Annotated in this window: 19 protein-coding genes and 1 tRNA gene; 12 read left to right on the top strand and 8 right to left on the bottom strand. The window is 65.1% G+C overall.

The features are described 5' to 3' along the window. The 5 genes from egtB to gluQRS form a co-directional block, all read right to left on the bottom strand. Positions 1-1,260 (bottom strand): ergothioneine biosynthesis protein EgtB, encoded by a 1,260-nt coding sequence (gene egtB / locus ACRECS_RS01355; protein ID WP_431581156.1) that lies wholly within the window; start codon positions 1,258-1,260, stop codon positions 1-3. 52 nt (positions 1,261-1,312) lie between these two features. Next, entirely contained in the window at positions 1,313-1,882 is a 570-nt protein-coding gene (locus tag ACRECS_RS01360; protein WP_431581157.1) for a cob(I)yrinic acid a,c-diamide adenosyltransferase, read from the bottom strand. A gap of 18 nt (positions 1,883-1,900) precedes the next feature. Further along, positions 1,901-2,134: a twin transmembrane helix small protein gene (locus ACRECS_RS01365; protein WP_431581158.1), complete on the bottom strand. Its 234-nt coding sequence runs from the start codon at positions 2,132-2,134 to the stop codon at positions 1,901-1,903. Between the two features lie 44 nt (positions 2,135-2,178). Continuing rightward, complete coding sequence (locus ACRECS_RS01370; protein WP_431581159.1) at positions 2,179-3,150, bottom strand: surface-adhesin E family protein; 972 nt, start codon at positions 3,148-3,150, stop codon at positions 2,179-2,181. A 116-nt stretch (positions 3,151-3,266) separates the two neighbouring features. Further along, the gene (gene gluQRS, locus ACRECS_RS01375; protein WP_431581160.1) at positions 3,267-4,139 is read right to left on the bottom strand and encodes a tRNA glutamyl-Q(34) synthetase GluQRS; all 873 of its coding nucleotides are present in this window, start codon (positions 4,137-4,139) and stop codon (positions 3,267-3,269) included. A 107-nt stretch (positions 4,140-4,246) separates the two neighbouring features. Here gluQRS and ACRECS_RS01380 point away from each other — a divergent pair, with 107 nt between their 5' ends. From ACRECS_RS01380 to ppc, 4 genes are all read left to right on the top strand, one after another. Further along, on the top strand, positions 4,247-4,813 hold the full coding sequence (locus ACRECS_RS01380) for an HNH endonuclease (RefSeq protein ID WP_187761274.1): 567 nt from the start codon (positions 4,247-4,249) through the stop codon (positions 4,811-4,813). Beyond that, positions 4,810-5,172, top strand: a complete 363-nt coding sequence (locus ACRECS_RS01385; RefSeq protein ID WP_431581161.1) for a glyoxalase superfamily protein — start codon at positions 4,810-4,812, stop codon at positions 5,170-5,172. The genes ACRECS_RS01380 and ACRECS_RS01385 overlap by 4 nt, the downstream gene beginning before the upstream one ends. A 44-nt stretch (positions 5,173-5,216) precedes the next feature. Next, entirely contained in the window at positions 5,217-5,585 is a 369-nt protein-coding gene (locus ACRECS_RS01390; RefSeq protein WP_431581162.1) for a hypothetical protein, read from the top strand. A 64-nt stretch (positions 5,586-5,649) separates the two neighbouring features. Continuing rightward, positions 5,650-8,325 carry a phosphoenolpyruvate carboxylase gene (gene ppc / locus ACRECS_RS01395; protein ID WP_431581163.1) on the top strand — a complete coding sequence of 892 codons (2,676 nt, stop codon included), beginning with the start codon at positions 5,650-5,652 and terminating at the stop codon, positions 8,323-8,325. A gap of 138 nt (positions 8,326-8,463) precedes the next feature. On the opposite strand, the gene ACRECS_RS01400 is transcribed toward ppc, so the two are convergent. Both ACRECS_RS01400 and ACRECS_RS01405 read right to left on the bottom strand, forming a co-directional pair. Further along, positions 8,464-8,853, bottom strand: a complete 390-nt coding sequence (locus ACRECS_RS01400; RefSeq protein ID WP_431581164.1) for an acyl-CoA thioesterase — start codon at positions 8,851-8,853, stop codon at positions 8,464-8,466. Between the two features lie 3 nt (positions 8,854-8,856). Continuing rightward, positions 8,857-10,914 (bottom strand): S9 family peptidase, encoded by a 2,058-nt coding sequence (locus ACRECS_RS01405; RefSeq protein ID WP_431581165.1) that lies wholly within the window; start codon positions 10,912-10,914, stop codon positions 8,857-8,859. A gap of 153 nt (positions 10,915-11,067) precedes the next feature. On the opposite strand from ACRECS_RS01405, the gene ACRECS_RS01410 reads away from it, so the two are divergent. From ACRECS_RS01410 to ACRECS_RS01425, 4 genes are all read left to right on the top strand, one after another. Continuing rightward, a complete protein-coding gene (locus ACRECS_RS01410; RefSeq protein ID WP_431581166.1) occupies positions 11,068-11,487 on the top strand; it encodes a GFA family protein in 420 nt (139 codons plus the stop codon). 152 nt (positions 11,488-11,639) lie between these two features. Further along, complete coding sequence (locus ACRECS_RS01415) at positions 11,640-12,215, top strand: glycine-rich domain-containing protein (protein ID WP_431581167.1); 576 nt, start codon at positions 11,640-11,642, stop codon at positions 12,213-12,215. Positions 12,216-12,228: 13 nt separating this feature from the next. Next, positions 12,229-13,062 carry a TIGR04222 domain-containing membrane protein gene (locus ACRECS_RS01420; RefSeq protein WP_431581168.1) on the top strand — a complete coding sequence of 278 codons (834 nt, stop codon included), beginning with the start codon at positions 12,229-12,231 and terminating at the stop codon, positions 13,060-13,062. 92 nt (positions 13,063-13,154) lie between these two features. Then, positions 13,155-14,963, top strand: a complete 1,809-nt coding sequence (locus tag ACRECS_RS01425) for an aminopeptidase P family protein (protein ID WP_431581169.1) — start codon at positions 13,155-13,157, stop codon at positions 14,961-14,963. Between the two features lie 338 nt (positions 14,964-15,301). Here the strand turns inward: ACRECS_RS01425 and ACRECS_RS01430 are convergent, their stop codons facing one another. Further along, on the bottom strand, positions 15,302-15,433 hold the full coding sequence (locus tag ACRECS_RS01430) for a hypothetical protein (protein WP_431581170.1): 132 nt from the start codon (positions 15,431-15,433) through the stop codon (positions 15,302-15,304). 70 nt (positions 15,434-15,503) lie between these two features. On the opposite strand from ACRECS_RS01430, the gene ACRECS_RS01435 reads away from it, so the two are divergent. The 4 genes from ACRECS_RS01435 (at position 15,504) to ACRECS_RS01450 (ending at position 20,601) form a co-directional block, all read left to right on the top strand. Then, a tRNA-Thr gene (locus ACRECS_RS01435) sits at positions 15,504-15,578 on the top strand. Between the two features lie 223 nt (positions 15,579-15,801). Continuing rightward, positions 15,802-16,755 carry a ketopantoate reductase family protein gene (locus ACRECS_RS01440; RefSeq protein ID WP_431581171.1) on the top strand — a complete coding sequence of 318 codons (954 nt, stop codon included), beginning with the start codon at positions 15,802-15,804 and terminating at the stop codon, positions 16,753-16,755. A gap of 181 nt (positions 16,756-16,936) precedes the next feature. Continuing rightward, positions 16,937-19,336, top strand: a complete 2,400-nt coding sequence (locus tag ACRECS_RS01445; protein WP_431581172.1) for a TonB-dependent receptor plug domain-containing protein — start codon at positions 16,937-16,939, stop codon at positions 19,334-19,336. Next, positions 19,336-20,601 carry an aminotransferase class V-fold PLP-dependent enzyme gene (locus ACRECS_RS01450; protein WP_431581173.1) on the top strand — a complete coding sequence of 422 codons (1,266 nt, stop codon included), beginning with the start codon at positions 19,336-19,338 and terminating at the stop codon, positions 20,599-20,601. The genes ACRECS_RS01445 and ACRECS_RS01450 overlap by 1 nt, the downstream gene beginning before the upstream one ends. Positions 20,602-20,688: the final 87 nt, after the last annotated feature.

Below are 20,688 nucleotides of genomic sequence, written 5' to 3' on the forward strand. Positions count from 1 at the left end.
TCAGATATCCTTGGCCAGGCGGACGCCGGTGAATTGCCAACGCTGGTGCGGGTAGAAGAAATTGCGGTAGCTCGCCCGCGCATGGCCCCGCGGCGTGGCGCAGGATCCGCCGCGCAGCACACACTGCCCCGACATGAACTTGCCATTATACTCGCCGACCGCACCTTCCGCGGCGGCAAAGCCGGGATAGGGGCGATAGGCGCTGCCAGTCCATTGCCAGACGTCGCCGAAAAAGGCCGGTCCGCCGGCCGACGGCCGCGGTTCAACCGGGCCGGGACCGTCCAGTTGGTTGCCGCCGGCTGAATCATGTCCGCTCGCCGCCGCTTCCCATTCAACCTCGGTCGGCAAGCGCGCGCCGGCCCAGCTGGCATAGGCATCGGCCTCATAGAAGCTGATATGGGTGACGGGCGCTGCGGGATCGATCGCTCGGCGACCGTCAAGTCCGAAGCGCGTCCAGCCATTGTCGCCCTGTTCCCAATAGAGCGGCGCGGCGATCGCCTCGGCCTTCACCCAGGCCCAGCCATCGGACAGCCAGTGACGCGGATCGGCATAGCCGCCATCAGCGATGAACGCGGCCCATTCACCATTGGTGACAGTACGATCGGCAATCGCATGCGGCACGAGCAGCGCCTGGTGACGCGGCACTTCGCAATCGAACGCGAAGCCCTCTCCCTCATGGCCGATCTCGACGATACCAGCCTTGCCCTCGATCCAGCCGATCGGGGCGGGCATTGCCACCGGCACCTTGCGCGCGGCCGGCCAGATCGCCGGCTCGAGCGGGTTTTCCGACATCAGGTGCAGCATATCGGTGATGAGCAGTTCCTGATGCTGCTCCTCATGATGGCAGCCGAGGATCACCAATTCGATCGCCGCCGCCGGCAGGCCAGGGAGCGCCGCCAGCAGCGCAGCATCGACATGATGGCGATAGGCCAGCACTTCGTCGAGCGTCGGCCGCGTCACCATGCCACGACGCGAGCGCGCATGACGCCGCCCCTCGGCCTCGTAATAGCTGTTGAACAGGAACGGGAAGCGTTCGTCGTGCAGCGCATAGCCGGCAACGAAATCACGCAGGATGAAGGTTTCGAGGAACCAGCTGGTATGCGCCAGATGCCATTTGGCGGGCGACGCGTCGGACATCGATTGGACCGTCGCATCGGCATCGGAGAGCGGTTTGACCAGCGCCTCGGTTAGCGCACGGACTCGCGCAAACCGTCCGGCCAGGGCCGGCAGCGAAGGAGCAAGGAGCGTTTTCGTTCGCATTCTGTTCTCCATATCCAGAATGCACGGGTGAATCAATTGATCTGGAGCAGGGTTATCGAGAAGCGCCTGGAACCCACAGAACGTCGCCACCGGCATTTTGGTTCACAAAGCGCGCGGCGACGAACAGATAATCGGACAAACGGTTGAGATATGAGAGCGTTAAGGGATTGAGCGGCACGGCGTGCGCTGCGGCTACCGCCGTCCGCTCGGCCCGGCGCACGGTGGCGCGCGCGACATGGATCGCAGCGGCGGCGGCGGTTCCACCCGGCAGGATGAAGCTGGTCAGTGGGGGCATGCCGCTGTTCATCGCATCGATTTCGCGCTCGAGTCGTGCGACCTGGCCTGCGATGATGCGCAGGGTCATCTCGGACGGCGCGAAATCCTCGCCCGGTGTGGCGAGGTCGGCGCCGAGATCGAATAGGTCGTTCTGGATCCGCGTCAGCGCGGCGGCGGTATCGTCCTGCTCGAGCGCCGCGATCGCCACGCCGATCGCACTGTTTGCCTCATCGACATCGCCGATCGCGGCCATGCGCGGATCGGTCTTGGCAACGCGCGACCCATCGACCAGGCCGGTCGTGCCGTCATCGCCGGTGCGCGTGTAGATCTTATTGAGCTTGACCACCGGTGCGGGTCCGGCGGTTCAGCTGCGTCCGGCCAGCATCAGGATCAGGACGACGATGATGATCGCCACCGCCTGAAAGAAGATACGGTACTGCATCATCTTGTTCGACTTCAGCGCCGCCGCGCTCGGCCCGCTCGTGCCGCCCTTCGCCTCTGCGCTGGCATTCATCATGAAGATGACCAGGCCGCGGATGAAGACGACCACAACCGCGATCATCGCGGCGATGAGGAGGATTGCGAGGAAAGTGCTCATATGCCCTATTTAGGCCTTTGACGGCGCAAAGCCAATGGCACGCGTCACCGCGGCGTATCGGCGGCGTCGGCCGTGACGGGTTCGGTCGTCACTTCTGTTTCGCTGCAATCGCCAACCGGGCAATCGGGTGTCACCGGCACCGCTTTTTCGATCGCCACGCTATAGGTGATCCGATCGGGCAGCACTTGCTTGATGGTGATGACAAGGTCCCGAACATGGGCCTTTTTCTGCCTGAGATCGGCAGTTTCGACCTGACCCGACCCTGGATGGATCAGGTCGTCAATCGAATAGCCGCGTACCTCGAACCGGATTTCGCCGTTCTTGATACCGCCATAGACGATATCGTAGATTCTGCCGACCTCAATCGATGGATAATCGGCCGGGTCGGGAATCACTGCACCCTTGGAATAATCGCGCGGCGGCACCAGTGGCTGGCCGAGCTTTACGGTCTGGATCTGGCCGAAGGTCGACGAATCCGGTGCGGTGGAGCGGATCATCACCACGCCGGGATCAGCCGCCATCCGGTCGTGCAGCTCTCGTGGCGACAGGCTCAGGTCGGCCTGGGCCAGCAGCGCGTCGGTAAAGCTCGCATCATCGATGGCGAGGGGGAAAAAGCCGCTCGCCTCACGGTCTTTTGCGCCCATGCAAACAAAGCCCAGCTCGACATTTTCCAGCGTGTCCGCCCGCACATCCTCCAGCTTTGCCTTGCGCGTTGAGGCGTCGATCACTGCCTCGTCACGGCCATAGCTCTGCAGGCCGGCCCAACCGAGCTTCCGCGCGGTGCAATCGGCCTGCATGAAATTGAGCGTCATCGCCACCGGGTCGCCCGGTTGGCGGATGAGGGTCTTCGCCCAATAGGTGACATTATTCCCGTCCCGCTCGATCGAGCGGGCATCGATGAACACCACACGATCGATACCGCGCCCGACATACCACCAGGGTGCCGCTGTCGCCGGCGCGGCAAATGCGAGGAAGACCGGCAACAAGGTCACGCAGACAGGTCGGCAATGACGCATCGGTTTCGATCCTTTGTTTTTGCCCGCGATGTCACACATCCCGCGCCCAACCCGGCATGCGTGCGGAAGTTCAGCAAGGTCTGGCAGAAATATATGCCGCCGGCGATCGACGCGGCTTAATCCCGGGGCAGCGCAAAGCCCGGCGGCGCCTGCCCACGGCGCAGCATGTCGGCGAGTGCCGGGCCGTCCTGCCCGGCCGCGTACAGGCTCGCCAGGGTGGGGGCGCCGGTGCGCTTGGCGAGCCGGTTGCCCGCCACGTCGGTCAGCAGCCTATGATGGCGATAGAGCGGCACCGGCAGGTCGAGCAGCGCCTGCAGCACGCGGTGCACATGTGTCGCCTCGAACAGATCCACGCCGCGCACGACATGCGTCACGCCCTGCGCGGCATCGTCGACCGTCACCGCGAGGTGATAGCTTGCCGGCGCATCCTTGCGCGCCAGCACCACATCGCCATGCGCCAGCGGATCGGCCGACACGACCCCGGCAATCTCGTCATGCCATACCAGTTCTTCGGCACCGCCGATCGCGGCGACCGCCCGGGCCATGTCGATCCGCCAGGCATGCGGCTCGGTCGCCAGCCGCGTCTGCCGGATCGCCGGGTCGAGCGAGCGGCATGTACCGGGATAGATTGCGCCGGCGGCCCCGTGCGGCGCGGCGCCACTGGCCGCGATATCGGCGCGCGTGCAGAAACAGGGATAGAGCAGATCCCTCTCGCGCAACCGCGACAATGCCTGTTCGTACGCCGCAAGCCGCGCCGACTGAAACAATACCGGGCCATCCCAGGCCAGGCCGAGAATGGCGAGGTCGTCGAAAATACCCTGCACATGCTCCGGCCGTGAGCGCGTTCCGTCGATATCCTCGATCCTGAGCAGGAAGGTGCCGCCTTCCTTCCGCGCACGGTCATGCGCCTGGATCGCGGAAAAAGCGTGGCCCAGATGCAACGCTCCGGTCGGGCTCGGCGCGAAACGCGTAATCACCGCGCCTGGCATCAAACCGGCCCTTGACCACGAGTCGCGCCCCGTGCTGCATTGCGTACTGTCATCATGGCGTCATCCTGATCGGCGATTGCGCCCTCAGGAAGCAAGGGGGGTTGCGTATGTATCATCCCGATCTGATCCGGCACCCCGACAGTTGCCCGGCGCTGGTGCTGAACGCCGATTACACGCCGCTCAGCTATTATCCGCTCTCGGTCTGGCCATGGCAGACCGCGATCAAGGCGGTGTTCCTCGACCGGGTCGACATCGTCGCGCAATATGAGCGCGAGGTCCGCAGCCCGACCGCGCGGCTCAAGCTGCCCTCGGTCATCGCGCTCAAATCCTATGTCCGGCCAAGCGCCTTTCCCGCCTTCACACGGTTCAACGTCTTCCTGCGCGACAAATTCGCCTGCCAATATTGCGGCAGCGGCCATGACCTGACGTTCGACCATATCATTCCGCGTGCGCAGGGCGGGCGGACAACTTGGGAGAATGTTGCGACCGCCTGCGCGCCGTGCAACCTGAAAAAGGGCGGGCGCACGCCAAAACAGGCCAATATGCCGCTGCACATCGCCGCGATCCGTCCGACCAGCTGGCAGATGCAGGAACATGGCCGGCGTTTTCCGCCCAATTATCTTCACGATACCTGGCATGACTGGCTCTATTGGGACGTCGAGCTGGAGGCATGAGCGACGCGCCAATCCTGCAGGGGGCGATCCCGATCCTGCGTATCTATGACAAGGACAAGGCGCTCGAATTCTATCGCGACTTTCTCGGCTGCACGGTCGATTGGGAGCATCGCTTCGCTGCCGACCTGCCGCTCTATATGCAGGTCTCGCGCGGCGGCATGGTGCTGCATCTGTCGGAGCATTATGGCGACGGCACGCCGGGAACGGCGGCGTGGATCAAGGTCGAGAACTCCCGCGCGCTGTTCGAGGAGTTGCGTGCCAAACAGGCGCGCTTTGCGCGGCCCGGTGTGGATAGCGACGAGGCGACCTTGACTGACCCGTTTGGCAATATGCTGCGCTTCGATGGCAGCCGGAACTGATTGACCGGCTCCGCCGTTTCGCGGGCCTCAGGAGCTTGTCCCATATGCGCAACATGATCGTCCTGTCCGCCCTGGCGCCGATGCTGCTGACCGCCTGTTCCAGGCAGGAGGACGAGGACAGGAACGCCGCCGGGTTCAAACCGCCCGTCAATGTCCTGCGCACCGACCTTGTCACCGGTGCGGACCGACGTTTCGACAGGCTCGATCGCGATAAGAATGGCACGATCGAACTGAGCGAGGTCCCGTCGGAACGGCTTGCCCGGACCAGACCTCTCGATACCAACAAGGACGGCACGATCACGCGCGACGAATACAAGACCGCGCAACTGGCCCGCTTCGACCGGGCCGATGTCAATCACGACGGAACGCTGACCACACCCGAGCGCGACGCAGCAAAATTACTCGAACGCTGAAATTCGCGTTATTTTGGTGCCGAAACGGTTGACCTGAGGCTTGCCGCAGCGCAGCACAAAACTCATGACCGAACTCCCTCCAATCACCAACAATCCCGATATCCGCTTCCTCGGCAAGCTGCTTGGCGACGTGATTCGCGCCTATGGCGGCGAAAAGCTGTTCCTGCGCACGGAGTATATCCGCGCCGCCTCGGTCGATCGGCATCGCGGGGTCGAGGGGGCGGGTGAAACCGATCTCGGGCTTGACCGGCTGAGCCTCGACGAGACGCTCGATTTCGTGCGCGGCTTCATGCTCTTTTCGATGCTCGCCAACCTCGCCGAGGATCGCCAGGGTGTTGCGGCGGAAGCGGGAGCGGACCTGGAATCCGCGCTCAAGCGGCTTGCCGATGAAGGCATCGACCATAAGGCAGTGATGGCGCTGCTCGACCGCGCACTGGTCGTCCCTGTGCTCACCGCACACCCGACCGAGGTACGGCGCAAGAGCATGATCGACCATCGCAACCGCATCGCCGAGCTGATGGCGCTGAAGGATCGCGGGATCGACGCGACGATCGAGGGCGACCAGGTCGATGAGGCGATCCTGCGCCAGATCGCCTTGCTGTGGCAGACCCGGGTGCTGCGCCGCGAGCGGCTTTACGTCACTGATGAGGTCGAGACCGCGCTCAGCTATCTGCGCGATGTCTTCCTGCCGACCCTGCCCGCGCTCTACCAGAAATGGGACCGGGCGCTGGGCGAACGCACGCCGAGCTTCCTGCGTCCCGGCAGCTGGATCGGCGGCGACCGTGACGGCAATCCCTTCGTCACCGCCGACAGCCTGCGCGCCGCCTTGGCCAAGGCAAGCGAAGCGGTGCTTGGCCATTATCTCGACGCGGTGAATGCACTCGGCGCGGAATTGTCGATCTCGACCGATATCGCCGACACCGATGCCGAAGTGCTGCGCCTGGCCGATGCAAGCGGCGATAGTGCGCAGAGCCGCGCCGACGAACCATATCGCCGTGCGCTGTCGGGTATTTACGCGCGCCTGACCGCGACGCATCTGGCGCTGACTGGCAAGCCAGCGCCGCGCCCATCGCTGCTCAAAGGCGAGGCCTACCCCGACCCCAGGGCGTTCCGCGCGGATCTCGTCGCGATCGCCCATGCGCTGGCGGCGGACGGCGGTGGCGCATTGTCGTCAGGCGGGGCGCTTGGCCGGCTGATCCGCGCGATCGAGACCTTCGGCTTCCATCTCGCCACGCTCGACCTGCGCCAGAACAGTGCGGTGCACGAACGCGTCGTCGCTGAGCTGCTCAAGGTTGCCGGCGTCGAGGCGGATTATCTCGCGCTCGACGAAGCGGCACGGGTCAAGCTGTTGCGCGCCGAATTGTCCAACGCGCGTCCGCTGACCAGCAGCTTTGCCGATTATTCGGAGGAAACGACCGGCGAGCTGGCCATCGTCCGCGCCGCGGCCGAGGCGCATGGCAGATACGGCCCGGGATGCATCACCAACTATATCGTCTCGATGGCGCAGTCGGTGTCCGACCTGCTCGAGATCAACTTGATGCTCAAGGAATTCGGCCTCTATCGCCCGGGCTCGTCGCCGACCGCCGCGATCATGGCAGTGCCACTGTTCGAGACGATCGGCGATCTGGAGGCGGCGCCGGGGATCATGACCGACTGGCTCGGCCTGCCCGAGATTGCCGCCATCGCGCGCGCGCGTGGTCATCAGGAAGTGATGATCGGCTATTCGGATTCGAACAAGGACGGCGGCTATCTCACCTCGACCTGGAGCCTGAGCAAGGCGTCGACCGCGCTCAATCCGGTGTTCGAGCAGGCGGGCGTGGCGATGCAGCTGTTCCACGGCCGCGGCGGCGCGGTCGGGCGCGGCGGCGGGTCGTCCTTCGCCGCGATCCGCGCTCAGCCGCCCGGTACGGTGCAGGGCCGCATCCGCATCACCGAGCAAGGCGAAGTGATCGCCGGCAAATACGGCACGCGCGAGAGCGCGGCGACCAATCTCGAGGCGATGGCCTCGGCCACGCTGCTCGCCAGCCTTGAGCCCGAACAGCTCTCGCCCGCCGATACGGCACGGTTCGGGGCGGCGATGGACACCATCTCGGGCACGGCGTTCAAGGCGTATCGCGACCTGGTCTATGGCACCGATGGCTTCCGCACCTTTTTCCGCCAGATGACGCCAATCGTCGAGATTTCCGGCCTGAAGATCGGCAGCCGCCCGGCGAGCCGCAAACAGTCCGACGCGATCGAGGATCTGCGCGCGATCCCGTGGGTGTTCAGCTGGGCGCAGGCGCGAGTCATGCTGCCCGGTTGGTACGGCGTCGGCCATGCCATCACCGCCTTTCCCGACAAGGCGCTGCTGGCGGACATGGCCGAAGGCTGGCCATTCTTCGCCGCGAGCCTGGCCAATATGGAGATGGTGCTGGCCAAGTCCGACATGCGCATTGCCGAACGCTATGCCGCGCTGGTCGAGGACGAAACGCTGCGCGACGGCGTGTTCGGTGCGATCCGGTCGGGCTGGGACAAGGCGCGTGACGGGCTGCTGGAGATCACCGGCCAGTCGCGGCTGCTCGCCAAGCATCCTGCGCTCGACCAGTCGATCCGCCTGCGTCTGCCCTATATCGAGCCGCTCAACCTGCTGCAGATCGAGCTGATCAAGCGTCGCCGCGCGGGCGAGACCGATGAGCGGATCGGCGAGGGCATATTGCTGTCGATCAACGCGATCGCGACGGCGTTGCGCAATAGCGGCTGACTTAGCTCCTCCCCGGCACGGGGAGGGGGACCAGCGCAGCTGGTGGAGGGGGTGGGCCGGCAACGTAACGCTGTTTGACACACCCCCTCCACCACGCGCTGAAGAAGCGCGCGGTCCCCCTCCCCGTGCCGGGGAGGATCAAGAAAGGAACGGCGCGGCCAGTTCCGGCCGGACGCGCTGCAGCCGACCGGTCGCGCGGTCGAGCAGCGCCCAGGTCGACACCGCCTCGACCTTCACCTTGCCGTCAGGCCCGGTGAAGCGGACATGCCGGTCGAAGCGCGCACCGCGTGGCGGCTCCGGCACCCAAGTTTCGCCGGCCACCGTCTCCCCGGCGCCGACATTGCCGCGGTAATCGATCTCGTGCCGGGTCACGACCCAGATATAGGCCGCCTGCTGCTCGGCCGAGGCGATCGTCGTCCAGTGCGCGACGGCAATGTCCTGAATCCACTTCACCCATACCGCATTGTTGACGTGACCGAGCTCATCGATGTCGTCGGGCGTGGCGGTAATGGTGAGCGTGAAGGCCATGGATCAGGCTTCAACCCCCAGCTGCCACAGCACAAAGGCATGCTCCTCGGCGGCTTCGCGCAGGCTGTCGAACCGGCCGGACTTGCCGCCATGGCCGGCGCCCATATTGGTCTTGAGCAGCAGGACATTGTCGTCGGTCTTCATCTCGCGCAGCTTCGCGGCCCATTTCGCCGGTTCCCAATAAGTCACGCGCGGGTCATTGAGGCCGCCCGAGATGAACATCGGCGGATAATCCTGGGCCGTGACCTGGTCATAGGGTGAATAGCCGCGGATCAGGTCGAACGCCGCCTTGTCCTCGATCGGGTTGCCCCATTCGGGCCATTCGCCCGGGGTCAGCGGCAGATCGGCGTCGAGCATGGTGTTGAGCACATCGACGAACGGCACATCGGCAATCACTGCGCCCCATAGTCCGGGATCGCTATTGACCACTGCGCCCATCAGCTCGCCACCGGCCGAGCGGCCGGCGATGGCGATCTTGCCGGCGCTGGTCCAGCCATCCGCGATCAACCCCTGTGCGACATCGACAAAATCGTTGAAGGTGTTGGCGCGCTTGTCCAGCTTGCCGTCAAGATACCATTGCTGGCCGAGATCGTCGCCGCCGCGGATATGCGCGATGGCATAGGCGAAGCCACGATCGAGCAGCGACAGCCGCCCGGTCGAGAAGCCCGGCGGGATGGCATAGCCGTATGCGCCGTAAGCATAGAGGAAGAGCGGCGCCGAGCCGTCGCGCGGAAAGTCCTTGGGATAAACGATCGACACCGGCACTTCGGTGCCGTCGCGCGCGACGATCTTGAGCCGCTCGGTAGCGTATTTGCCCGCGTCATAGCCGCTCGGGATTTCCTGCACCTTGAGCGTGGTCAGCGTCCCGGTTGCGACGTCATAGTCGTACTCGGTCCCCGGGGTGACCATCGATTCATAGCCGACGCGCAGCACCTGCATGTCATATTCGGGATTGTTGCCGAGGCCCGCGTCATAGCTCGCCTCCGGAAAGGCGATCCGCTTCGGCAGGCCGCCGTCATAGCGATGGATCTCGATCTGATCGAGGCCATCTTCGCGCCCGTCGACAATGAAGAAGTCGCGGAAACACTCCACACCGGTCATGTAGAAATGCCGCGACGGGCCGATCAGCTCGCTCCAGTCGCCCGGCGCGTCGATGCTGGCGGTGCACAGGCGGAAATTCGGGTCGGTGTCGTTGGTGTGGATGAAGAGCGTGCCGTCATGCTCATCGACATCATATTCACGGCCGACTTTGCGCGCCGACACCAGCAAGGGCGTGGCGAGCGGTTCGTTGGCAGGCAGCAGCCAGATTTCGCTCGTCACATGATCGCCGCTGGCGAGGACGATCCATTTGCGCGAGCTGGTCTCCGACACGCCGACACGAAAGCCCTCATCGGCTTCCTTGAACAGCTCCACATCGTCAGCGATCGGCGTGCCGAGCCGGTGATAGCGGACATTGTCAGTGCGCCATTGTTCATTGGCGAGGCCGTAGAGAAAGCCGGTCGAATCGGTCGTCCAGACGATTTCCGACAACATGCCGGGAATGACGTCGGGCAGATGATCGCCGGTGGTCAGGTCCTTGACCCGAACCTCGAACCGCTCCGAGCCATTATCGTCGATCGCATAAGCGAGATAATGCCCGTCCTCGCTGACCGAGAAAGCGCCGAGCCGGAAATATTCCTTGCCCTCGGCCAGTGCCGGCTCGTCGAGGATCAGCACATCCTCACCACCCGTCACCGGCTTGCGCCACCATTTGCGATACTGGCCGCCGGTTTCGAACGCCGTCCAGTAGAGCCAGTCGCCATCCTTTTGCGGGACCGATGCATCGTCTTCCTTGATGCGTCCCTTCATCTCTTCATAGAGCCGGTCGGTCAGCGCCTTGTGCGGCGCCATCATGCTTTCGAAATAGGCGTTCTCCGCCTCGAGATAGGCGAGCACATCCTTGTCGGTGACCTCGGGATAGCCCGGATCCTTGAGCCAGGCATAAGGGTCGTCGATGGTGACGCCGTGGGTGGTGAAGCTGTAGGAGCGGGTCTGAGCGACGGGGGGCGTGGGGATTGTCATTCCAGCCCTTTAGCGTGGTGGCCGGGCTTGTCGAAGCCTGCGATGCGGATTGCGCCATAGCCTGTCGCGGTTGAATCGCGCCCGCCCGAGTTGCCCCCCGCGACCAAAGGCATAGAAGTTGATCGTGAGCTTCACGATGAGTGGATCGGACGCATGATCTCCCGCACTGCCAGCTGCCATTGCGGTCAGCTCGACCTGACCTGCGCGGGTGAGCCGCGAAAGATTTCAATGTGCCACTGTGTGCAGTGCCAACGCCGGACCGGCAGCCTGTTCAGCGTCGCCGTCTTCTACGCGCGCGACCAGATCACGATCGAGCATGGGACGACGCACAGCTTCGAACGCCAGTCCGCCAGTGGCTCTACGGTCGCATTCCATTTCTGTCCTCAGTGCGGCTCGAATCTGTTCTGGGAACCGGCGCGGATGCCGCATCTGATTGGGGTCGCCGCCGGCGCGTTTGCCGATCCGGGCTTTCCACTGCCGGAGCAAGCGGTCTGGATGAAGGAAAGCCACCCGTGGCTCACCCTTCCGGACGGGATCGCGATCTTCGACGCGAATCCGCCGCCTCGCGCCTGACATGCACATCACGCTGGTACTGAGCCGCACCCAAGGCCCAGGGCGGAACTGGCCCGACGCGGTCGATCACGCGAGATGGGGCCCTTTTTCCGCGGGCCGGATCGCGGCCTTTCCTTGACAAAAAACTCATATCGGGTTAGTAGGAATAATAGATGAGCGAGACCCCGTGTCTGCCCGTTGCGGTTCTTGACCACCCCGTCTGGTCGAAGCTCTCCCATTACATCATTGGCTCCGAAACCGCTTCGCTCTCCTTCGAGCAGCGCCTGGCGCGCGAAAATGGCTGGCGCGCCGATTTCACCAAGCGGGTGATCGAAGAGTATCGCCGCTTCGTCTTTCTTGCGACGGTCGCGGACCATGATGTGACCCCATCCGATGCGGTCGACCAGGCATGGCACCTGCACCTCACCTACACGCGCGATTATTGGGAGCGCTTCTGCCCGACCGTCATCGGGCGGCCACTCCATCATGGCCCGACCGCCGGCGGCGCGGATGAGCAGCACCGCTTCTTCGACCAATATGCCGCGACGCTCGCCGCCTATGAACGCTGGTTCGGCCAGGCGCCGCCGGCCGACATCTGGCCCGATGCGCGCCGCCGCTTCTTTCGCGACCCGCAAATGCGCCGCGTCGATCCGGCCGAGGCCTTCATCCTGCCGCGCCGGCCGACGCTCTTCGCCGTCGGCGCGCTCGCCCTGCTGGCGCTTTCGATCTTGTGGCTGTCCCTGACGTGAAGGAGAAGACGTGATGTCGCTCGGACCTTTCGACCTGCCCGGACGCGAATTCCTGCTCCTCTATATCATCCTGCTTTTCCTGGTGGTCGCCGCCGGGCGGATCATCCCGCGCTGGCTGAAGCCCGAAGGGCGCGACGGCATGATCAACGATCCGGATCAGCTCGCCCTGCTCGCCGGCGGCAAGCTGCGCCTGGCGGACACGGTCGTCACCCGGTTGCTGCACAAGGGGCTGCTCAGCGTGCCGGACAAGCATGGCTTTGCGATCGGCGGCTTCCCAAGCGGACCGAATGCGCTCGAACGCGCGGTGCTCGCGCTTCCCACCCCCCTCCGCTGGCCGACGATTGCCATAACCATCGACAGACATGCCGCACCGGTCGAGCGCAAGCTGATCGACGGCGGGTTGCTGATGGACCCGGCGACCATGCTGCAGATGCGCTTCTGGCAGACCCTACCCTATCTGATGCTGCTCGCCTTTGGCGCCACCAAATGGGAAGTGGGCACAATGCGTGACAAGCCGGTCGGCTATCTGTCGATCCTGCTGGTGATCACCCTGGTCCTTGCGGTGATCCGCTGGGTCAGCATCGACCGGCTGACGCAGGGCGGTCGTGCGGTCCTGAGCCGCATGCGCAACCAGGCCGATCGCCTGCGCCGCGCACCCATGCCGCAGGAAACCGACCTCGCGGTCGCTCTGTTTGGGACGACCGTGCTGATCGGGTCGAGCTGGTCGGACTTCCACACCATGCGCAGCCAGTCGGGCAGCGATAGCGGGTCAGGCGGCGGCGGTGATGGCAGCAGCAGCGGGGGCGGCTGTGGCGGCGGCGGATGCGGCGGGTGTGGCGGCGGCTGAGCCGAAAGCCCGGTACGGCAGCAGCAGTCGCCAAGCCGCGTCGAGCGGTTTAAGGATGGTCGATCACCAACGCTTCGTCCCGGATCTCCCCCATGTCCAGCTACGCCGACCGCCTTTCCGCCCTTCGCGAACAATTGAAGCGCGACCGCCTCGACGGCTTCGTCGTGCCGCTGACCGACGAGCACATGTCCGAATATGTCGGCGCCTATGCGCAGCGGCTCGCCTGGCTGACCGGGTTCCAGGGGTCGGCGGGCAGCGCCGTCGTCCTGCCCGAACAGGCGGCGATCTTCACGGACGGACGCTACACGCTGCAGGTCCGCCAGCAAGTCGATGGCGATCATTGGCAGTTCGTATCGGTGCCCGCGACCAGCGTCGCCGGCTGGCTCGGCGAACATGCCGCCAAGGGCGGGCGGATCGGCTATGATCCCTGGCTGCACACCAGCGCCTGGGTCGCCGAGGCGAAGAAGGCGCTCGCCGCGCGCGGTGCGGAGCTGGTCGCGGTCGATACCAATCCGATCGACGCCGTGTGGCCCGACCGCCCCGCGCCGTCGGACGCGCGGCTGGCGGTGCAGAATGAGGCACAGGCCGGCGCGTCATCCGCCACCAAGCGCGCGGAGATCGCCGACTGGCTGGCCGAGCGTAAGGCCGACGCGGTGGTACTGACCGCACTCGATTCGATCGCCTGGACGCTCAATGTGCGCGGCCAGGACGTCGCGCATACCCCGGTCGCGCTCGCTTATGCGATCGTCGATGCCGACGGCACCGCCGACCTGTTCGTTGCGTCGGACAAGATCGACGAGACGGTGCGCCAGCATCTCGGCAACGCGATTCGCGTGAAGGAGCGATCGGCCTTCCCGGCGGCGCTTGGCAGCTATGCCGGCAAGCGTATCGCCGCCGATCCGGAACGCGCGGTCGCGGCGATCTTCGACCGGCTCGAACAGGGCGGGGCGAAAGTGCTGGCGCTGCGCGACCCGGTGGTGCTGGCCAAGGCGATGAAGAATCCGGTCGAGATTGCCGGCCACCGTGCGGCCTCGGCGCGCGACGGCGCGGCGCTGGCGCGCTTCCTGCGCTGGGTCGAGGCGGAGGCGCCCAAGGGCGGCCTGACCGAGCTGAGCTGCGTCGCCAGGCTGCAGGAATTCCGCGAAGCGACCGGCGTGCTCAAGGACACGTCGTTCGACACCATTTCCGCGACCGGCGCGCATGGCGCGAGCCCGCATTATCATTCGACCCCCGACTCGAACGTCCCGCTTGAGCCCGGCCAGCTCTATCTGGTCGATTCGGGCGGGCAATATGCCGACGGCACCACCGATGTGACGCGCGTGCTGCCGATCGGCCAGTTGAGCCCGGAATTGGGCGAGGAAATGCGCGACCGCTTCACTCGTGTGCTCAAGGGCCATATCGGCCTTGCCACCGCGATCTTCCCGCCCGGCACCAATGGCGGCCAACTCGATGGTTTCGCGCGGCGGCCACTCTGGGAGGCGGGGCTCGATTATGCGCATGGCACTGGCCATGGCGTGGGCGCCTATCTGTCGGTGCATGAAGGCCCGCAGCGGATCGCCCAGCCCAATTATCCCGGCGGCGGCCCGAGCGAGCCTTTGCGCGCCGGCATGATCATCTCGAACGAGCCGGGTTTCTACAAGGCCGGCGAGTACGGCATCCGGATCGAGAATCTCATCCTGGTCGAGGAGCGCGAGATCGCCGGCGGCGATGCGCCGATGCTCGGGTTCGAGACATTGACCTTCTGCCCGATCGAACGCTCGCTGATCGTACCCGAGATGCTGACCTCAGCCGAGCGCGGCTGGCTCAACAGCTATCACGCAAGGGTGCTCGAGATCCTAGGGCCTCAGATGAACGGCGACGAACTGGAGTGGCTCGAGGAGAAATGCGCACCGATCGGTTAGGCCGGTCGCGACCTGTTCGGCCCGAGTCGCACGGCTATTTTCCGCTGTTATTCGAAGAAAAAAGAAACGACCCCTGTTAAGTTGGATTTTCACCAGCTATTTTCGACGCTTGTTCAACGACTTGTCCCCCGCCACCGCTGTTATGAAGAACAGGGGTGGGAACAGCGCGGAACAGGGGTGGCTTCGCCCGGAACAGGGGTGGCTTCGCCCGGAACAGGGGTCGGAACGCCAAAACTTATTCAACATGAGAAAGAGCGCGGACGCGAAACCGGATGGCATTCTGTCCGGCGCCACCCTGCCACGCGTCGCGCGCGGGTTGAATCAGGCGTCAAGCCCGGTCAGGCGTCGGGCTCGCTCTTCTCCTCACGCGGCGCCGGGACCTCCGTACCCCGCGCCTGCGCCTTGCGCCGCTTCAGATTTTCGCGCAGCGCCGCCGCCAATCGGGCGGCCTTTTCGTCCTTATCGCTCATATCGACGCCTTCGCCTTGACAATCCTGCCGCCCTCGTCTCTTAGGCGCGCTCCGCTCGCAAGAGCGGATTGCTGCCGTAGCTCAGTGGTAGAGCGCATCCTTGGTAAGGCTGAGGTCGTGAGTTCAATCCTCACCGGCAGCACCATTTCTCAAATGACTTAGAGTGATTTTGCCTTCGGGCGATCGATTCACGGTAGCCCGGCATGGGCCGCGCAGAGTCATCTTGATATCCCGCGTAGAACTGGTTCACTCCGTAATCCCTGGATGGCGCATCGCTTCCGGTACGACCAACTTGCGTCACATCTGCCACCAGGCGCCCGATCTCGGATACAGCGTCTGCCGAATACCCGCTCCTGAAGGAGATGAACATGAAGATACTCGTGGTCGGAGCGGGCGCGGTCGGGGCGGTTTACGGTTGGCACCTGCACCGTGCGGGGCATGAGGTGCATTTCTTCGTCAAGGCACAATACGCTGACGCGGTCTCAGCCGGCTTCAAATTGCACCAGCTCGGCCGCCGCGCCACGCAGCGCCAGGAGTGGAGCGGGCTGCAGGTCGTCACTGACACCGCCGAGGTGGCACGCGCGCGCTGGGATCAGGTGTGGCTCACCATGTCTTCCGATGCCCTCCGCGGCGAGCTCGCCGCACAGTTGCTCGCGGCGGTCGGGACGGCCACATTGGTGTGCCTCCAGCCGGACCTGGAGGACGCCGACTATGTGCGCGGACGCGTCGGCGCACCGGAACAGGTGGTCCGGGGCCTTATCACTCTCATCAGCTATCAGTCGCCGCTCCCGGGCACGGAGGGCCCGGACGGCATCGCCTATTATCTGCCGCCGTTCGCCCGGACGCCGTTTTCCGGATCGCCGCAGCGCGTGCGCGATGTGGTCGAGGCGCTGAAGGCAGGCGGTATGTCCGCCAGCGCCGTGGCGAACGTCGCGACCGTGGCAGCCGGGGCGACCGCGCTGATGCAGCCGCTGATCGCCGCGCTGGAGGTCAACCAATGGCGCCTAGCCTCGCTGCCCGCCAGCGAAGCCCTGCGCATGGGCCTGGCCGCCGTGCGCGAAGCGCTGGCGGTCGCGCAACAGGCGACCGGCGCGCGAACCGGCCGGTTCCGTCCGCTGCTCCGGCCCTGGATCTGGCGGCTGCTCCTGCCGCTGGCCGAGCGTCTGCTCCCGCTGCCACTGGAGCCGTACCTGCACTATCACTTCTCAAAGGTCGGCGCGCAGACACGACTGATGCTGGAAACCTATATCCGCCTCGGCCGCCAGCATGGTCAGGACACGCAGGCGTTGCAGACCCTGCGCAAGGCGCTGCCGGCGCTCTGACCGCAAAGCCCATCGCCGCTGACCCGAACTTCTTCATGGTGTGGAGGGCGATACGGTCCGGCCGCTCTCAAATGTTCGTATGATGTAACAAATCTGAACCCCAAACGTCACGGCACTGAACAATAGAGTGCCTAACAGCCGCCTCGACCTGGCCATCCGTCCGGCCAGGCGGGAGGGTTTCATGAAGTTCACGACCGGTAGCGCGATCATCGCGCTGCAATACGCCTGCGCGCCTGCTTTTGCCCAGACGCAAGCTCAATCCGGGCCAGTGTCCCTGTCGGAAACGGCGGTCGATGCGCCGGAGCCGGGCGGGGATATCGTCGTGACGGGCACGCGCGACCGGTCGCGGACTCAGTTCGATACGATGGCGCCGGTCGATGTGCTGTCGGCCGCGGCGGTGCAGTCGAGCGTCTCGGGCGATCTGTCCGACACGCTGGCGCAGTTGCTGCCATCCTTCAACGTTCAGCGCCTGCCCGCCGCCGATGGCCAGGCGTTCGTGCGCCCCGCGTCGCTGCGCGGTCTTTCGGCCGACCAGACGCTCGTGCTGATCAACGGTAAACGCTATCATCGCTCCGCCCTGCTCGGCACGCGCGGCGCGCAGGCGCCCGACCTGGCCGGCATCCCGTCGCTGGCGATCAGGCGGATCGAAGTGCTGCGCGACGGCGCCTCGGCGCAATATGGCTCCGACGCGATCGCCGGCGTGGTCAACATCATCCTCGACGACAGCGTCGGGATGGATGCATTCGGCCAGTTCTCGCAATATTATCGCGGCGACGGGAAGGAATATCAGGCCGGCGCACGCGGCGGCATCGCGCTGGGCGACCGCGGCATGCTGGTCGTGACCGGCGAATATGATCATGGCGAGGCGACATCGCGCACGCGGCAGCGGCCCGATGCGATCAAGTTCCAGGACCAGAACCCGGGCCTGGTCGTGCCCAACCCGGTGCAGCGCTGGGGCCAGCCTGACGAGGAGCGCATCCGCGGCGCGGTCGACGCGCATTACGATCTGTCGGACGCCGCAACCCTCTATGCCTTCGGCACCGTGCAACAGGGTGAAGGCGTGACCGATTTCAACTGGCGCCACCCGGTCGATACCACCAGCGTGTTCAAGCCCAGCGCGGCATTTCCGGGCTTTTCCTTCCTCACCCTCTATCCGACCGGCTTCACGCCGCGTCTGGGTACGACGTTCAGCGACTATCAGGCCAATGGCGGCGTACGCGGGGCGATCGGCGATCGCTTCACTTATGATCTCAGCGCGGCAGCGGGCCGCAGCCGGATCGCCTATACGCTGGGCGAGACCCTCAATGCCTCACTCGGACCACTCAGCCCGACCAGCTTTTATCTCGGCCGGCTCGAACAGCGCGAATTCAACCTGAACGCCGATTTCGTCTATCGCCTGCCGGTCGGCACCGCCGAGCCAGTCAATATCGCGTTTGGCGCCGAGCGTCGGGTCGAGACCTATCAGGTGTCCGCCGGCGACCCTGCCTCCTATGCCGTCGGACCGGGTGCGGCGACCGGGCTTGCGCCCAATTCGAACGGTTTTCCCGGCTTCAGTTCGGCCGTCGCCGGCACGTTCGACCAGACCAGCTATGCCGGCTATCTCGATCTCGAATGGAAACCGGTCGAGATGCTGACGCTCGGCGCGGCGGGCCGTTACGAGGATTTCTCCGCATTCGGCAACACCTTCAACTACAAGCTGTCCGCGCGGGTCGAGCCGATCAAGGGAATCGCGGCGCGCGCAACCTATTCGACCGGCTTCCGCGCCCCGACGCCGGCGCAGCTCAACACCTCGCAGACCACCCAGGGCCTCAACACGAACACGCTGGAAATCTTCACCCAGGGTCGGTTGTCGCCGAGCGATCCGCTGGCCGTCGCGCTCAAGGCCAAGCCGCTGACGCCGGAAAAGTCGCGCACCGCGACGGCGGGCCTGACTTTCCAGAGCGGCTTCGGTCTCAGCGGGAGTATCGACCTGTACCAGATCGACGTCGATGATCGCTTCAGCCAGTCGACACCTGCCGCGCCGCCATCCGGCGTCCCCAATCCGCAGCATTTCACCGCCATCAGCTTCTTCACCAATGATTTCGACACGCGGACGCGCGGGATCGACGCCGTGCTGTCCTATGCGCATCGGATCGGGCCGGGGCGCGCGAGCCTGAACCTGGCGTACAACTATAACCAGACCAAGGTCAGGAGCGGCATTTCCGCGGCGATTCCCGATGATACGCAGCGCCGCGTTTTCGAGGAACGCCTGCCCCAGCATAACGGCACGGCCACCATTGGCTATGATATCGGCCCGGTCTCACTGCTGGCGCGCGCGCGCTATTACGGAGCATGGACCGATATATCCGCCAATGGCACGACCCAGTTGTTCCAGCGCTTCGGATCGATCGCGTTGTTCGACCTGTCGGCGCGCTATGCCGTGACCGAACATGTCTCGGTGCGGGTCGGGGCGGAGAATCTGTTCAACACCTATCCCGACGAAGCGACCAACCAGGCGGTGCGCGGCCTGATCTATTCGCGCAACGCGCCTTACGATACCGATGGCGGGCAATATTATGTCCGGCTGGGGGTGACTTTTTGATGGCGGATGGGTTTCCGATCGACCGGCGCGCGTTGCTGGCGGGTGCAATGGCACTGCCCGTCACGGCGCGCGCCGCGGCAGCGTTGCCCGGGCCGGCAGGCGATGATGACGCCTTCTGGCGCGGCATCGCGGCGCAATATGACGTGACGCGCGAAGTCATCCAGCTTGAGAACGGCAATTGGGGCATGATGCCGCGCCCGGTGCTGCACGCCTATGAACAGGCGGTCGAGCGGGTCAATCGCGACACCAGCTTCTATGCCCGGCGCGGCATGGTGCGCGACGTGATCGCCGCGCGCGACGGGCTGGCGGCGGCGCTTGGCGTCCCCGCCGACGAGGTCGCCTTCACCCGCAACGCGACCGAGGCGCTGCGCACGCTGATCCTGGGTTATAACCGGCTCAAGCCGGGCGAGGCGGTGCTCTATGCCGATCTCGATTATGACAGCATGCAGGCGTGCATGGAGAGCCTGGCCCGGCGGCAGGGCGCCGATGTGGTGCGGATCGCGCTGCCCGAGCCGGCGACGCGCCAGTCGATCATCGACACCTATGCCGCGGCGATGACGGCCAATCCGCGGCTCAGGCTGATCCTTCTCACGCATCTCAGCCATCGTACCGGGCTGGTCGTGCCGGTGCGCGAGATCGCGGCGCTGGCACGGGCGCGCGGGATCGATACGATCGTCGACGCGGCACACAGCTGGGGCCAGCTCGATTTCGCGCTCGCCGATCTCGATTGCGATTTTATCGGGTTGAACTGCCACAAATGGCTCGGCGCGCCGCTCGGCGTCGGCGCGGTCCATATCCGCAAGAGCGCGCTGGCGGCGATCGATCGCGATCCGGCCAATGATGCAGGCGACCGCGACACGGTGCAGGCGCGCGTCCATACCGGCACGGTGGATTTCGCCGCGCAGCTGACCGTGCCCGATGCGATTGCCTTTCAGCAGGCGATCGGCACCAAACGCCGCGCCGACCGGCTGAGCGCCTTGCGCAACCGCTGGGTGTCGCGCGCGCGGCAGGTCCCCGGCATTGAGATACTGACGCCCGACGATCCCGCGCTGCATGGCGGAATCACCGCTTTCCGGATCGCGGGCAAGACGAGCGTTGCCGATAATATCGCACTAGCCGCAACCTTGCTCGACCGGCATCGCATCTTCACCGTGCACCGCACCGGGCCGGCCAAGGGTGCCTGTATCCGGGTGACGCCCGCCCTGTTCAACAGCATGGCGGATATGGACGCGCTCGCGACGGCCCTGACACGTCTCGGCGGATGATCCCGGCGCCGGCCGCAATGCCGATCAACCGGACTTGCGGCCGTGACAATATTGCCCGCAGCAACAATCAACCAAGTTGTTGCGCCG

Source organism: Sphingomonas sp. (genome assembly GCF_050725575.1).
Taxonomy (GTDB): Bacteria; Pseudomonadota; Alphaproteobacteria; order Sphingomonadales; family Sphingomonadaceae; genus Sphingomonas.